The organism is Halobacterium zhouii, assembly GCF_021249405.1.
Classification (GTDB): domain Archaea; phylum Halobacteriota; class Halobacteria; order Halobacteriales; family Halobacteriaceae; genus Halobacterium; species Halobacterium zhouii.
In genome coordinates, this window is sequence record NZ_CP089595.1 from 1 (window position 1) to 15,062 (window position 15,062).

At 57.3% G+C, this 15,062-nt stretch carries 16 protein-coding genes and 1 tRNA gene; 10 read left to right on the forward strand and 7 right to left on the reverse strand.

What is annotated here, in order from left to right; genetic code table 11:
* Positions 1–197 precede the first annotated feature (197 nt).
* From LT970_RS13945 to LT970_RS13965, 5 genes are all read left to right on the forward strand, one after another.
* Positions 198–1,016, forward strand: coding sequence for a ParA family protein (locus LT970_RS13945; protein WP_232688944.1), 819 nt, complete (start codon positions 198–200; stop codon positions 1,014–1,016).
* A complete protein-coding gene (locus tag LT970_RS13950) occupies positions 1,013–1,420 on the forward strand; it encodes a DUF8160 family protein (RefSeq protein WP_232688945.1) in 408 nt (135 codons plus the stop codon). Before LT970_RS13945 ends, LT970_RS13950 begins: the two co-directional genes overlap by 4 nt.
* Before the next feature lie 272 nt (positions 1,421–1,692).
* Entirely contained in the window at positions 1,693–2,919 is a 1,227-nt protein-coding gene (locus LT970_RS13955; protein WP_232688946.1) for a phage integrase SAM-like domain-containing protein, read from the forward strand.
* Between the two features lie 121 nt (positions 2,920–3,040).
* Positions 3,041–3,496, forward strand: a complete 456-nt coding sequence (locus LT970_RS13960) for a YbhB/YbcL family Raf kinase inhibitor-like protein (protein WP_232688947.1) — start codon at positions 3,041–3,043, stop codon at positions 3,494–3,496.
* A gap of 254 nt (positions 3,497–3,750) precedes the next feature.
* Positions 3,751–3,825, forward strand: a tRNA-Met gene (locus LT970_RS13965).
* Here LT970_RS13965 and hisI read toward each other — a convergent pair.
* The 5 genes from hisI to LT970_RS13990 form a co-directional block, all read right to left on the reverse strand.
* On the reverse strand, positions 3,823–4,221 hold the full coding sequence (hisI, locus tag LT970_RS13970) for a phosphoribosyl-AMP cyclohydrolase (RefSeq protein ID WP_232688948.1): 399 nt from the start codon (positions 4,219–4,221) through the stop codon (positions 3,823–3,825). The genes LT970_RS13965 and hisI overlap by 3 nt on opposite strands.
* 66 nt (positions 4,222–4,287) lie before the next feature.
* The gene (locus LT970_RS13975) at positions 4,288–5,631 is read right to left on the reverse strand and encodes a ribonuclease J (protein WP_232688949.1); all 1,344 of its coding nucleotides are present in this window, start codon (positions 5,629–5,631) and stop codon (positions 4,288–4,290) included.
* A 214-nt stretch (positions 5,632–5,845) separates the two neighbouring features.
* Positions 5,846–6,199, reverse strand: coding sequence for a 4a-hydroxytetrahydrobiopterin dehydratase (locus LT970_RS13980; RefSeq protein ID WP_232688950.1), 354 nt, complete (start codon positions 6,197–6,199; stop codon positions 5,846–5,848).
* Between the two features lie 544 nt (positions 6,200–6,743).
* Positions 6,744–7,373 carry a transcriptional regulator GfcR gene (gene gfcR / locus LT970_RS13985; RefSeq protein WP_232688951.1) on the reverse strand — a complete coding sequence of 210 codons (630 nt, stop codon included), beginning with the start codon at positions 7,371–7,373 and terminating at the stop codon, positions 6,744–6,746.
* A gap of 75 nt (positions 7,374–7,448) precedes the next feature.
* A complete protein-coding gene (locus LT970_RS13990) occupies positions 7,449–8,600 on the reverse strand; it encodes a mandelate racemase/muconate lactonizing enzyme family protein (RefSeq protein WP_232688952.1) in 1,152 nt (383 codons plus the stop codon).
* A 135-nt stretch (positions 8,601–8,735) separates the two neighbouring features.
* Between LT970_RS13990 and LT970_RS13995 the strand changes: the two genes are divergently transcribed.
* From LT970_RS13995 to LT970_RS14005, 3 genes are all read left to right on the forward strand, one after another.
* Positions 8,736–10,607 carry a cation:proton antiporter domain-containing protein gene (locus LT970_RS13995; protein ID WP_232688953.1) on the forward strand — a complete coding sequence of 624 codons (1,872 nt, stop codon included), beginning with the start codon at positions 8,736–8,738 and terminating at the stop codon, positions 10,605–10,607.
* A 109-nt stretch (positions 10,608–10,716) separates the two neighbouring features.
* Entirely contained in the window at positions 10,717–11,952 is a 1,236-nt protein-coding gene (locus LT970_RS14000) for an MFS transporter (RefSeq protein WP_432419622.1), read from the forward strand.
* A 118-nt stretch (positions 11,953–12,070) separates the two neighbouring features.
* The gene (locus tag LT970_RS14005; protein WP_232688955.1) at positions 12,071–12,583 is read left to right on the forward strand and encodes a YbhB/YbcL family Raf kinase inhibitor-like protein; all 513 of its coding nucleotides are present in this window, start codon (positions 12,071–12,073) and stop codon (positions 12,581–12,583) included.
* A 24-nt stretch (positions 12,584–12,607) separates the two neighbouring features.
* Here the strand turns inward: LT970_RS14005 and LT970_RS14010 are convergent, their stop codons facing one another.
* Positions 12,608–12,850 (reverse strand): amphi-Trp domain-containing protein, encoded by a 243-nt coding sequence (locus LT970_RS14010; protein ID WP_007996256.1) that lies wholly within the window; start codon positions 12,848–12,850, stop codon positions 12,608–12,610.
* A 151-nt stretch (positions 12,851–13,001) separates the two neighbouring features.
* Between LT970_RS14010 and LT970_RS14015 the strand changes: the two genes are divergently transcribed.
* On the forward strand, positions 13,002–13,394 hold the full coding sequence (locus tag LT970_RS14015) for an NUDIX domain-containing protein (RefSeq protein WP_232688956.1): 393 nt from the start codon (positions 13,002–13,004) through the stop codon (positions 13,392–13,394).
* Positions 13,395–13,579: 185 nt separating this feature from the next.
* Entirely contained in the window at positions 13,580–13,720 is a 141-nt protein-coding gene (locus tag LT970_RS14020; protein WP_232688957.1) for a DUF7557 family protein, read from the forward strand.
* A 41-nt stretch (positions 13,721–13,761) separates the two neighbouring features.
* Here the strand turns inward: LT970_RS14020 and LT970_RS14025 are convergent, their stop codons facing one another.
* Positions 13,762–14,910, reverse strand: a complete 1,149-nt coding sequence (locus tag LT970_RS14025) for a nicotinate phosphoribosyltransferase (protein WP_232688958.1) — start codon at positions 14,908–14,910, stop codon at positions 13,762–13,764.
* Positions 14,911–15,062 lie beyond the last annotated feature (152 nt).

A 15,062-nucleotide genomic window follows, 5' to 3' on the forward strand; every position in this document is an offset into this window, starting at 1 on the left:
GGTTGGCCTTTACAGAAACGAACAAAACGAACGGAACGAACTGGTGATAGAAATGAACGCAATTAGTTCAACGAGCGAAACGAACAGTTGGTTTTAACATCGTAGTAATCCTCTCACCGAGTGAAACACCCTCACCGAACGCACCGAGCTAAACGACCAAAACGAACGAAACGAACACAACGAGAGAAACGAAGATAATGACCGACACCAATACCGCACGAATCACGGTGGCGAATCAGAAGGGAGGCGCGGGGAAGACAACCGACGTCATTCATACTGGCGGCGCACTCGCCGCCCGAGGTCACGACGTCCTCCTGGTCGACATCGACTACCACGGAGGGCTCACGTGCTCGCTTGGCTACAACGATCTGTACTACGATACCGACCGTACGACGCTGTTCGACGTCCTCGACTTCGACCAGATGGAGTCGGTGAACGACATCATCGTCGAGCACGAGGAATTCGACATCCTTCCCGCCAGCGAGAAGCTCGCGAACAACAAGAACATCCAGACGCTGCTTGAGGCGCCGAAGAGTCGCGAGCGGTTGGAGATGACTCTCGACGAGCTCGACAAGGACTACGACTACATCATTGTCGACACGCCGCCATCCCTGAACGTCCTCACCGACAACGCCCTGGTCGCGACCGGCAACGTCGTCATCCCCGTCATTCCCGAGAAGCTCAACGCCAACAGCCTCCAGATTTTCGCGAAGCAGCTGAGTTCCCTCGAACAGGCGTACGGAGACATCAATCGGCTCGCCATCGTCTGTAACCGTGTCGAGCAGAACGCCGAGCACCGCGACACCATCGAGGAGATCAAGTCGGCGTACTCCCTCCCGGTGTTCGAGATCCCGAAGCGGACCGACCTCTCTCAGTCGATTGGCGAGGGTGTGTCCGTCTTCGGCTTTGGCAAGGAGAACAAACGCGTCGAGGATGCACGCGACCTATTCAACGAGATCGCCGACCTGTTCGACGGGACATTCGAGAAGACTGCGCCTGAGGAGGTGGAAGCATGAGCGACGGCTGGGGTGATGCTTCCGGCATCGAGGGCAACTACGAAGAGGAGGACGACGAGGCTGATTCCAGCGAAACGAGTGAGGTGAGTGAACCGGTGGAAACCAGTTCATCGACCGAAACGACCGAGTCGACTTCAACGAGTGAAACGAACGAAACGAGCAAAACGAAGACGAACATCAAGGACGAGTGGAATGGGCGGACGATCTACATCCCCGACGATGTCCTCGACGAGATGGAGGACACTTACCTCGAGTCCCAGCTGAAGCTCCGCAAGGCGGGCCAGGACGAGTTCAAGAAGAACCGCCACTTCTACCCGCTACTCGTCCAGTTCGGTATTGAGGCGCTCTCTGATGCGGATTCTGAGGAAATTCAGGCCCGGCTTTCGGAACTCGGAGACGAATGACCTCGCGCAGAACGAGGACCGGGAATTTGTATAGCGATATACGATATACGTTTTCCTGTAGTGCGGAATTCCGGCGCTAAGAGACTTCAGTTCCTCGAATTCTCCCGATGGGCCGAATACAGCAAGTGGTCCTGATTATGCCCGTAATCACGACCACTTTGAAGTACCCCGCCGCCGTCGGTGAAGCACGAATGCTACAACCGCCTCACAACGACGCTTCCCCCAGGGTAGAGGCACCAGACCGGGCCCGCAGGACGGTGGAGGGCCGGTGAATGCCTGATCGGGCGCTTTCGACACCGCTCGACGACAGCTTCGAGCGCTACCTCCAGGACAAAGGGAAAGGCCGCGGTGGGGACGGCGGGAACTATCGACGTAACGCAGCCCGCGAACTCGAGCGGTTCGCTGAGTGGGCCGCCGGCGACCGCGGCGCCGACGACTGGACCGGGATTGTCCCCGACGACGTCGACCGTGAGCCGACCTTCGACGATCTCGACGAACGCGTGTTTCGGGAGTACGCCCGGCATCTTGGTGGCGACCGGGGACTCAAGCAGAACACGGTACAAACCTATTACCGCTATATCTCTGCCTGGTGCGGGTGGTGTGTCAACGAGGGGTATCTGGAAGCGCATTACGCGCAGCGGGCGAGTGCGATGGCGCCGTTACCGGAGGACGACGGCCGAAAGCCCGGTGACCAACAGGCCTGGACGTCCGAACAGCGCCACGCCCTCACCCGCCACGTCGACGAACGGGCTCGCGACGCCGTCGAGGCGTACACGACACTCCCGGAGGATACTGACCCCCTCGACAAACAGCGAGCGCGCTATGCGGCGCTGAAGGCGGCTCGTGACCGGGCGCTGGTGTTCGTACTCGCGTACACCGCCGTTCGGGTGGGGGAACTCCTTCGGGACCCAAACGACCCACGCCGGCGCGGCGTCCGCTGGGAGGACCTCTCCCTTGACGACGGGAGTATGGACGTCTACCGGAAGAAACAGCAGTGGGACGCCGCGAGTCTCCCCGATCCAGTGATTTCTCCGCTGCGAAGTTATCGCCAGCTGATGAACCCACTGACGGAGCGGTGGCCGGTGTTTCCGACGTTCGACCAACGGACGCTCGCGGAGCTCGTCTCGGAAGAGCTAGCCGAACGAGGAGAACGCCCGGATGCAATCGACGAGCGGCGTGAGGTGTACGCTCGGGACCTCCTGCTGGCGCTCGATGAGGACATTCGGCCGCCGTCAATCACGACGGACGGCGCACGGTTGATTCTCCAACGGTTCTCGGAGGCCGCCGAAATCGACATCGCCCATCCGAAACACGACTATCTTGCACCTCATGGGGGGCGCCGCGGGATGGGTGAGGTGCTCGTCCGGGCTTTCGGATACACTGTAGCAGCCCGTTACCTCGACAACTCGGAGGAGATGGTTCGGGAGCGGTACTCGCATATTGAAGCTGGTGAGCTCGGAGACGTAGCTACTGAAGCCCTCGAAGAAATTGATTTGTGATTGAATTATCTATTGTCTCGTACAGTGTTTGCTCTTAACGGCTTACGAAGCTTTTTCAGCCGGCCATAGAATTCCTATATGTCTTTCGTATCGGAGTCGATACGCCAGACGGTGATGACATATGACAGACCTGATCTTACGAAGTCCGGCGTTCGAGGATGGCGGTCGGATTCCGGATCGCTACGGCTATACGGAGGAGAACATCAACCCGCCACTGACAATCGAAGGTGTTCCAGCGGAGAGCGCTTCGCTGGTGTTGATCGTCGATAGCCCGAACCCCCGTTCCTCGAGCAAAGATGTCTGGAACCATTGGCTCGTGTGGGATATTCCGCCAACACTGGAAGAGATTCCTGAAGGGTGGGATCCCGAACAGGCGACAGAAGGTCAAAACGACTTTGGAGAACACGGATACGGTGGACCCAACCCGACCGGCCAGGAACAGACCTACCGCTTCCGTTTATACGCCCTAGAGACCACGCTCGGGCTCCCCTCTGTGACAGAAAAAGAGGAACTCGTAGATGCAGTTGTCGGGAATATCATCGATAAGACTCGGCTCGAGGGCACGGCTGCTCCATAGGTGCGCTACTGACAATGGCTGACTCAACTGTAACCTGCCCGGACTGCAGTACCCAACAGGAGGTTGAGACCGACGAGTATGGAATTTTCACGCTGGTGTGTGAGAATTGTGGTGCCCGATCGAAGGGCGAATACACAGCTACATCCGGCGAGGTTGTTTGGCGATGGACGCAGTCGAGCGACAAATAGAGTGACTAATTCCCACACGAAGACGACTTCTCAACGCTTATCCGCGACTTTCGTAGAGTAGTATGTAGCGGGATAGGATAGCTCGGAGATTCCACCAGGCTCATGACCTGGAGATCGGTGGTTCAAATCCACCTCCTGCTATTTCACGCCGACACAACCGCTATCGTAGACCTCGTCCGGTTCAAAGACTTTCTCGCCGACGGTCTCGCCTTCGATCGTTCGATAGAAGCAGGAGCGATAGCCCGTGTGACACGCCCCACCTTCTTGGTCGATTCGATAGAGAAGCGCATCACCATCACAGTCGACGCGGATTTCCTTTACCTGTTGGACGTGTCCACTGGAGCCGCCTTTCTGCCAGAGTTCGTCGCGACTCCGAGAGTAGTAGTGAGCAAGCCCCGTGTTCTGGGTTTCGGCGAGCGCCTCCGGGGACACGTACGCGAGCATCAGCACGTCACCGGTCTCGGCGTCCTGTGCAATCGCGGGAATCAGACCATTTTCGCCGAAGTCGAGTTCCACATCGAGACGTTCATCTTGCATACTCATACGATACGACAGACTCGGGAAACCAGTTGTTATTTTCCGAGCTGATCTCTTCGCTTGAGGTTAGACCAGCTGAAGGATGTTCCCGTTCGAGGTGACGTGGAGGTCACGTCCCAGTTTGTAGCCCTGCTTTGCGGCGAGGTCGACATAGCCAGAATACCCCTGCATGTCCTGGTGCGACGGGATGACGTGTTGCGGCTGGAGGGCATCGAGCATCGCGTAGTGGCCCTCTTGCGAGAGATGGCCGGAGACGTGGACGTCGTCGTAGATACGCGCGCCCTGCATCCCGAGGAGCTTCTCGGACTGGTAGCGCTGGCCCTCGTTCGTCGGCTCCGGAATCACACGCGCCGAGAAGATGACCTTGTCACCATCGTCGAGTTCGTACGGCGTCTCACCGCGTCCCATCCGCGTGAGCATCGCGCGCGGCTCGCCTTGGTGGCCCGTTACGACCGGGAGGTAGTTCTCCTTGCCCTCGTTCATGATGCGCTTGAAGGCCCGATCGACGGACTTCCGGTGCCCGTACATGCCGAGGTCGTCGGGGAAGCTCGCAGCGCCGATGCGCTCGGCCGTTCCCGAGTACTTCTCCATCGACCGGCCGAGCAGGACGGGCTGGCGACCGATTTCTTCTGCGAATTCGACCAGACTCGTGACGCGAGCGATGTGGCTGGAGAACGTCGTCGCGACGATCCCGCCGTCGTAGTCTTCGAGACTGTGCATGACGTCCTGGAGTTGGCTCCGGGCGACGGCTTCACTCGGTGTTCGTCCCTTCTTGTTCGCGTTCGTGCAGTCCTCAATGTAGCAGAGGACGCCCTCACCCTCGCGGCCGATTTCGCGGAACCGCTTCATATCGATGGGGTCACCGATAACGGGGGTGTGGTCGATGCGCTTGTCCAGCCCGTAGACGATGGCACCTTCGGGGGTGTGGAGGACTGGGTTGATGGCGTTGATGATGGAGTGCGTGACGTTGACGAACTCCAGTTCACACCGGTTGCCGATGGACATTGTCTCGCCGGCGTCCATCTCAATGAGGTCGTTCTGGACCTGGAACTTCCCCTCGTCTTGGATCTCTTCCTTGACGAGTTCGAGGGTGAACGGCGCGGCGACGATCGGAGCGTCGTAGCGATGCGCCAGTTTGCTGATTGCACCGATGTGATCGAGGTGACCGTGCGTCGGGACAATCGCTTGTACGTCGCCCTCGAGGTCGCTCATCACTCGATCATCGGGAATCGCACCCATGTCGATGAGGTCGAGCGAATGCATTTTCTCCGTCTGGAGGTTGTCGTGAATCAGTACTTTTGAGAGGTTGAGACCCATGTCGAAGACGACGATGTCGTCGCCGGCACGGACGGCTGTCATCTGGCGGCCGACTTCCTCGTAGCCGCCAATAGTTGCGATTTCGATTTCCATAGTCGGGTCCGATCAGAGCGATCCCAGAACTCGTCAAAGTCCGCCTGGTGAAGGAGAGCCGGTGTGAAGCTGGCTTCGACAGCAGGTCAATCTGTGACCATTAGTCGATGTATCCAGACTTCATGACCTTCCCGGGGACAACGCGTATTTCGGTTACGTGGAAACTGGCGGTCCCAACGTAAATACCCGTGGATTCGGGCGTCGTATAGTATCGTTACTCAGGGGCGTACTCTTCGTGGATTCGATCCATTCGTGCCGCCATCACGAAGTCGGTTTTGTGGAGGCCGTCGATCTTGTGCGTCCACATCTCGATTTTCACCTCTCCCCACTGGAGGTGGATATTTGGATGGTGCCATTCTTCATCGGCGAGTTCGCCGACTTCGTAGGTAAACTCGAGTGCGTCACGAAAATCGTCGAACTCGTAGGTCCCTTCGAGGTGGTGTTCGTCTACTACTTCCCACACGTCTTCGTCGAGTTCGGCAAGGTACTCCGAGTATTCAGTCTCGGTGAGCGGCTTATCCTCTGACGTACACGCTTCACACGCTTCGTCTGCCAGTGCCGATGCCATATCTCCGTTTACACTCGCCTCCTGTTTGTACTTTGGTCGTCGTCGGAAGGGTTGACGATGCCAGGACTTACACTTCGATGACGGGGAGTAGGAACGGTAGCTATTCTGATCCCTCAAGGAAGTATGATTTTCTTGATTCAGTAAAACAAGACGTATTGTCCGATTCGGCTGAACGATCTACTAACGCGTTTCCCGGAACGTCTCCTCCAGTAATGATTTGTCTACGGCCGGTTCACCTTCTATGCTGAATGGCTGTGTTTCAGAAAATCCGGCGTGTCCTCGGACTCAGTGAGTCGTCTGCTACAACACATCACTACTGTTGTACTGAATGTAACACGGAATTTGAGTCTCAGACTGCTCCCCAGCGCATTCAGTGTCCAGAATGCCTTACAACAAAAGTTACAGAACTTGATAACCACTGACTGTCTCTTTCGAATCCATCTTGTTCCAGCAAACGGTATCCTGTTGCGGGCTTAAAATCGACATACAGTTCAGGCCGCAACGAATTGAGTAGGGGGTTCGTTGGTAGCCCGTAGACTAGTGATTATGCATTAACGGATAGAACATCAATGAGGGAATATATTGGAACACCATCGATATCCTCGACTCCCTGTTTATCGATCAGTACAGCTGCAGCGACTGGGTTTCCCCCTGTATCGGTTATCGCCTCAATAGTTTCGCGTAACGTCGTTCCACTAGTAATCGTGTCATCAACGATATGGCAATCGTATCCATGGACACTGGAAAAATTCCGCGAGAAACTACCCTCGAGACCCTCGATATCACCGTTCTCCCATTGATGTTTGCGTGGCGTGTACGTAGCGAGACCAGTGTCGAGTGTTTGGGCCACGACGGTTGCGAGCGGTGTCCCGGCTTTCTCAATACCGACCGTGAGTGCTGGTTCTTGATGTTGGTTTGGGAGCATATTAGCCATCGCGTTTCCAATATACGTTAACCGTGTACTATCACGCCCGATGGCATTCCAATCTACATGAATATCGTGAGGTTTCTTTGTGTCTACCGATTGAGTATCTCGGGTCGTCGATTTACTCCGTTCGACCAACCAGCTGGCAGTTTCACGAGAGACGTTCAGCTCGTCTGCGATTTCGCCCTTTGACACCCCTCGATTGGCTAAGGAAGCAGCATTCGAAATGAGATCATCAACATTCTTCATCTGTCTCGAACTTGGAGTGGTACGTTTTACGTGTGTCGTCCTGGCTGCTCGTCCTAAAAGGTACAGTGTGAAGGACTATGGACGTTTGAGTGCGCCTTCCTTGTCGAAGAGGCTGTGACTATCCTTTGGCTCTCCGGGATACTCACGAGCCGCGTCCGGATGGAATGTGACACCGAGTCCCGGTTCATCTGGCACCTCGATAACCCCATCTTCCACGGTGTACCCGTGTTCGATGATTTCGTCACCCCACTCGACGTCTCGACTCATATGTTCGAGGACTTCGAGATTTTCGAGTCCGGCACACAGATGGACTGACGCAGCCGTACTGACGCCGGCGTTCGGGTTGTGCGGTGCGATCGTCATGTATCGAGCGTCCGCCATCGCGGCGGCGTGCTGGACTTCTCGGAGGCTTCCGTAGTTTGTCACGTCCGGCTGGATGATGTCGCAGGCCTGTTTCCGGACGAGATCTTCCATCGTCTCGTTATTGTAGATGCGCTCGCCGGTGGCGACGGGCATATTGACGTGCTGGGTGACGTCAGCCATCACTTCACGGTCCTCGAGTTCGACCGGCTCTTCGAGGAACATGATGTCGTATTCTTCGAGGGCGTCTGCAACCTCGATCGCCCCACGCCGGGTAAACCGACCGTGACAGTCGAGGGCGATGCCGACGTCCCAGCCAACTGCCTCGCGAACGGCGTCGAGGAGGTCCGCAACTTCGTCGAGCTGCGCGTCAGTTAACGAGTGTTCATAGTGGGCGAACGGGTCACATTTCAGCGCCGGATAGCCTTGCTCTTCAACCGCCTTCTCGGCGTGATGGGCGTAGTTCTCTGGCGTGCGGTCGCCGATGTGCCAGCCGTTCGCGTAGACGGGGATCTCGTCGTGAACCTTGCCGCCAAGAAGTTTCCAGACCGGTTCGCCGTAGTGCTTGCCGGCGATATCCCAGAGTGCGATGTCGATCGCCGCAGCGACCGCGTTGATGAGCTTCCCGGCTCGCCACGCGAAGGGATAGCGTCGGAGCTTTCGATTGATTTGTTTCCGATTCAGCGGGTCCTCGCCGATCACGTAGTGCTTGTGTGCTTCTGCGGTGGCTTCGAGGGCTGCGGTCAGTCCTTCACCACTGAGTGCCTCACCGACACCGGTGATACCTTCGTCTGTCTTGACCTGGACAAAGAACCAGTTCCGCCAGTCGGCGTCGACGACGAACGTCTCGACGTCAGTTACTCGCATAGGAATACTTTCTGAAGGATTGAAAAAGCCGTTCCGACTTCGACACAATCAGAAGAAATCTGCTGGAATCGCCGGACAGGGATTTCACGGTGATTTTATATCGGGAGCAGTTTCGTCCAGATAGGTGCGCTCCCTGTGAGTTCCGGGACCGGTTTGATTCCCCTCGTCGTGACCATCTTAGGGCTGGGTGTCGCAGCCCAGGTGTTAGCCGACCGGCTGGAGATCCCGAGCGTGCTCTTTCTTATTCTCGCTGGAATTCTCGTCGGTCCTGAGGGTCTTGATATTGTTGGCCTCGAAGCCTTCGGTGGCCCCGAACCCCTCTCGGCCATCGTCGGTCTCTCGGTCGCGATCATCATTTTCGAGGGCGCATTCCATCTGAAGCTCTCGAAACTGCGACAGACCCCTCGCGAGGCGTTTCGACTGATCACTCTCGGTGCGGGTATTGCCCTTCTCGGCACGGCGGTAGTCGTCCGGCTGGCACTCGGTGCGTCGTGGGAGCTGTCTTTCCTCATCGGCGCGCTGCTCATTGCGACTGGGCCGACCGTTATCACGCCCATCCTGGAGGTCGTCCCGGTGCGAGACCGTGTGGCTGCAGCACTCGAGACTGAGGGGATCGTTAACGACGTTACAGCGGCGATTCTGGCGGTGGCGATCTTCGAGGTTGTCGTTGGGAGTGGGACACAGCTCCAGTTGCTGGTGTCCTCGTTTATTTCCCGGCTTGGGACCGGCCTCCTCGTCGGTATCTTGACGGCCGGCATCCTGTGGTATTTGCTCAATCACGTCGATCTCTCGCCGTCGAACGCCGTGCGGAATTCCCGGCTGATCGTTCTCATCGGGGCGATCGCGACGTATGGGATTGCCGAGGGAATCGCCTCCGAGGCGGGGATCGCAGCCGTCGCAACCGCGGGTATCCTCCTCGGCAACGTCGATATGCCCTACGAAGACGAGATTGCGGCGTTCAAGGGCGATATCACGTTGATCGTCCTGTCGTTCGTGTTTATCTCGCTCGCGACGCTCCTGTCGTTCGAGGATCTCTTGTCTCTCGGTCTCGGCGGAGTCATTGTTGTCGTTACCGTCGTGGCAGTGGTTCGTCCCATTGCTGTGTTGCTGTGTACCTATGGAAACCGATTCTCATTCCGCGAACAGGTGTTCATGAGTGCGGTCGGTCCGCGCGGCATCATCCCGGCGAGTGTCGCGACCCTGTTCGCGCTCGAACTCCGTTCTTCGAATCCCGATGCTGCCACGGTCCTTGTCGGGACGGTGTTTCTGGTCATTCTGACGACGGTCGTTCTGCAGGGCGGATTCGCACGGCACATCGCACAAACACTCAAGGTACTACCAATGCGCGTCATCATCGTAGGTGCCGGTCGCGTCGGTCGCGGCCTCGCCGAACGGTTGGAGGATCGTGGTGAAAACGTCATTCTCATCGACAAAGACCAGGAGCAGGTCGAACAGGCTCGTAATCTCGGCTTCACTGTTCACCATGGGGACGGCGCCGACATCGATATACTCCGGTCTGCAGGAGCTGAGAACGCGAAAATCGTTGCGGCAGCCACCGGTGACGACGATTCGAACTTGCTCGTCGCCCAGCTCACGAACTCGAACTTCGATGTCGATACCGTGATCGCCCGGGTAAATACGCCCGGGAACGCCTCGGCGTTCGAAGAACTGGGTGTCCGTGCGATCGCAGCTGACGAGTCGATCGCTCAGTCGATGGACAACGCGATCGAGCGACCGGCGCTTTCCGAATGGATGACCGAACTTGGCAGAACGGGCGACGTCCAGGAGATCGAGGTCACGGCAGAGAATCTAGTCGGTATGCAGATCGGTGACCTCGACACCGAACTCCCTGACGGGGTTCTCGTCGCCTTGGTGAGTCGCGACGGTGAGTCTCAAATCCCCGAGCCCGACCTCACCCTCCGTCGTGGAGATCATCTCACCTTTGTCGGGCGTCGAGATGCAGTTCACGAGGCGATCGAACGATGTCATCCCGAACTTCACGGATGAGCGATCGAGGACAGGATATCGGGGGGTCGGCGGTGTACGTCTACTCTGATTCGAATTCAGTTTCGGAACCCGTTTTGCGATGTCGACGGAACCCTGACTTGATATGGCTGTGACGAACGACGAGTTGCAGTTTTCTTCACTCTATCTGACTCGATTCGCCACCAGCTTCGGGTTCATGACGGTCTTGACGCTCTTGCCGGACTACATCGATGCGCTCGGGGCAACCGGCGTGACGATCGGCCTCTTCATCACCGCGCTCGAACTCGCCCGGACGGTTGGTATCGTTCCACTCGGCTGGGCGGGTGATCGGTATAGCAAGCGGCTGCTCCTCGTCGGCGCACTGCTCGTGAGTGCCGTGGCATATCTGGCCCTCGCCCGGGTCACGACCATCTCTGGGTTCCTCGCAGCACGGTTCCTCCAGGGACTCGGTCTCACAGGTACGGGACTGTTGGGGCTCGCCCTTGTGGGTGAACTCGCTCCGAACGACGGCCGTGCGAATCTCATCGGCAAGTACAACGCCTTTCGGATGGCCGCGGGTATCGCGGGGACGATCGGTTCCGGTATTCTCTTCGCACTCACCGGATTTGATATCCTATTTGGCCTGTTGACGGTCCTCTTGGTTGTCGCTGCTGCGAGTATCTGGCTGTTCGTCGACAGTGATGAAACCACGATTACCGGCTTCGCATTCACCGACCTCGCCCTGAATCGCCGGATCGTGACGCTCACCAGCTTTCGCGCTCAGTATGCCGTCGCTGTCTCCCTCGTTCGCAAGTGGGTGCCCATTTTCGTCGGCGTGTCGGCTGCCCAAGGCGGGCTTGCGTACGGTACTGTCGTTGTCGGTGCAGTCCTCGCAACCGAGAAGGTGACGAATATGCTCTGCCAGCCAATCACGGGGCGGTTTTCGGATCGGCAGGGTCGAGCGCTGTTCGTCTTCGTCGGCGGCGGCGCCTATGGGCTGATCGCGCTCGCGTTCCCGTTCGCGTCGACGTTCGACGGACTTCTCAGGTTTTCCGTTCCGATGGCAGGAGAAATTACTGGTGCCGTCTTCGTAGTCCTGATTCTGAATGGGTTGCTCGGTATCGCAGACGCATTCCGGGAACCTGCGAGTATGGCCCTATTCGCGGATGAGGGGAAAGGCGAGGGCATTGCGAGTAGCTTCGGCGTTCGCTCGCTCGTCTGGAAACCCGGAAGCGTCCTCGCCCCGCTTGCCGGTGGATGGGTGATGGGCCAGTTCGGTATCGAGTGGGTGTTCTTCGTCGGCGGATTCGCCGCGCTATCGGGCGTCGCAACGTTCCTTGGAATTCTCTCGTGGGAACACGGGTCACGCGCCCTTCGTCAGTGGTGAGTGGCCGTTCTGAAAACCAAGCTCTGTCTCAATCCTGAACTACTAAGAGACCATCACGTTACCTCTCATCTGAGGGTTGACAGCCCTGTCTGTCGCCCACTACGGAGGTCGATAGGATATGTCAACACCACTTCACGGAGATGTCGAACAGCAAGGCAATCTTCAACTGACGAGTCCTGCCTTCGATGACGGCGAGCCGATGCCTGATTCGACCGGCTACGTCAACGAGAACGCCAATCCACAGCTCGATATTAGCGGCGTTCCGGCTGAGGCTGATACTTTGGTGTTAGTGCTTGACGACCCCGATGCACAGCCCGTCGCCGGCCACACGTGGGACCACTGGTTGGCCTGGGACATCGACCCCGATATCGGAACGATTCCGGAGGATTGGGACGCTGCTCGCGCTGTCGAGGGTTACAACGACTACGTCGAACAGGGATACGGTGGACCCTCGCCGCCAGAGGGGAGTCACGACTACCGGTTCAAGCTCCTCGCGCTCGATTCCGAACTTGAGATGCCCGAGGAAACGCGGAAAGCACGGCTGGGGTCGGCGATCGCGATGGAGACTGAGATTCTCGCAGCGACGCAGCTAGTCGGCACCTACGAGGCGTCTCAGGGAACCGCCTTTTGAGGATCGGTCCCATTATCGGGGCGCTTATTCCGTCCAGTGAAGCTCGTATTCGAGCTCGTATCGTTGTTCTCCGGTTTCCGAGTCGGTGAGACGTTCGAGCTCGACTTCGAACGTCGGTTCCTCGGGAACAGTGACAGTCTCTGATTGATCCGTACTCTCTAGCTGGACTGTCCCTGCTTCGATCTGCTCGGCAGCAGCGACGAGCGTTTCGGCGATCTCCGACCGGGAGTGCGGTTCCTCTGTCTTGAAAAGTACTTCTTCGGGCATCAGCTAGTTCTACGGGTTCCAACCCCATATGGTATGCTCGTCGTTCTCATACTCCGGGATTGTAATCTTGGGGACAGTCACGGCTGAGGTATTCTGACCCCCTGACTGCTTCTCCTGCATATCTTAGTGCCCGGTTGTTGAACCAATCCGTATGGTCGATGTACGGGCACTGACGGCCGACGCTGTTATCGTAATCGATGGAGAAGTTGTCCTTCTCGAACGAAATCATCCACCGTTCGAAGGATCGTGGGTTCTTCCCGGTGGACTCGTCGAACCAAATGAGACTGCACGGGAAGCGTGTATCCGAGAAACGAAGGAGGAAGTCGGCCTCGACGTAACTATCGAGGAATTCGTCGGTCTCTACGATGATCCCGACCGAGACGAGCGCGGAAACGTGAGTGCAGCCTATCGATGTACTCCCGTTGGGGACGAGACACCGATACCGCGAGAGGAGGCCTATCAAGTAGACACGTTTGATCCTGCTTTGTTGCCCGAGATAGGCTTTGATCACGAACAGATCGTCGCTGATTCGGTACCTGAGTAAGCTACTTCTGTGCCACTATCCCGGAATTTGATCTTCTTCCCCACTCGACGCAGTCCGTTTGTTTCCCGTTGATATCCCGGTTCGGCACCCCGTGTGCGAAGTGAATCATATAAGAAAATAGATCGAGGGAATTTCTGAGCGATGCTTCCGAGAGATTATATCGCTTCCGTGGTGACGATCGGATGATGCCCGAAGTTTCACTTGATGAAGATACGGTTGAGCGACTCGATTCGCTCCGTATCGAGGACGAAACCTATGACGAACTCATTAATGAACTCATCAACATCTACGAAACCGAAGAACTGACGCTTTTCAAGTCCGAGTGATGATATCGCTGTGATCCCCTACGAGGCCGACGTAGGATATTCTATGGCGTGAATTCTGTTCGCTTTGCCTCGGTTACGGCCCGTTCTCTCGCTGTGTCCAGGTCGAAGTCGTGAACGATTTCGCCGTCACGAATGAGGGGGGTAAGTAATGCCTCTCCATCCGCTGGCCCATCGTGTGTAGCAAGTCCGACGTAGTGCCCGCCATCAGCAGTTCGATAGGCCTGCTTACGGCCCGAGAGTTTCCCGCGCTTCGCGGCGGGTTCCCCTTCGACTTCAACGATGTCGAGGGCGAAATCGATCGGATCAGCATTACTCACGTAGCCTCCGACACCAAACCCGTCGACAACGTCCCGCAATTCTTGTATCGTCTTGGGGGTTATTCCTCCACTCGCGAAGATGTCTATCTCCTCGTGTCCGTTCGCTTCCAGTTCCCATCGAACCTCACGGGCGATATGGCGGAAGTCACCCCGACGTGAACTGGTCGTGTCGAGCCGGACACTTTCGAGCGACTCGCCGAGGGCATTCGCCGCACGGAGGACTTCGTCTACCTCGTCGGAGTAGGTATCACAGAGGGTCACTCGTGGGACGGTTTCATTGACGGCTTCATCGAACGCTCGCCATGCTGCTTCCTGATTTCCTTTTCCAAAACAGATCATCAAGGAGTGGGGCATTGTTCCGCCAGCTTCGTGACCGATGAGCTCACCGGCAGCGACGTGTGAGATTCCATCGAGGTCAGCGAGTAGCGCCGACCGTTCGACAACGGCGGCGATCGACGGATGAACGTGTCGGGTTCCGAAACTCAACACGAGTGAGTCGGGAGCAGCGCGGCGAGCACGGAGCGCGTTCGTCGCAATCCCCGAGGCGTGAGAGAGAAAGCCTAATAGCGCTGTTTCGTACCGGGCGAAATCGAGGTAGTTCCCCTCGATCTGGAACACGGGACCGCCATCGAAGAGCGTGCCCTCGGGAAGTGCATCCACGTCGATGGGCAATCCCTCGAGGAGGTGGGCCGCGTCTTTTACGCCGGCGAGGAGTTCGAACTCGCCGGTTGGGAACTGGTCGGCCGTGATTTCGGCGACAACCTGTGGATTCCGGTCTGCATATTCGAGTGTCTCGACTGTCCGGTCGAAGTAGGCGTCGGTTGCATCTCCTGACTTGATCGTCTCGGGTGGAATGATATCGAACTGGCTCATAGCGGTTACCTGCCTAGAGCCTCCGCGTCTCACGGTGATATCACCGGGAGCCGATGAGGCTCGTCCGTATGCTACCTCGCACCTATCTGGACAAAAACCTTGTACACCTCCCTACGTTGTAGTAGAGATTCTTCAGAACCCGATTCGACACA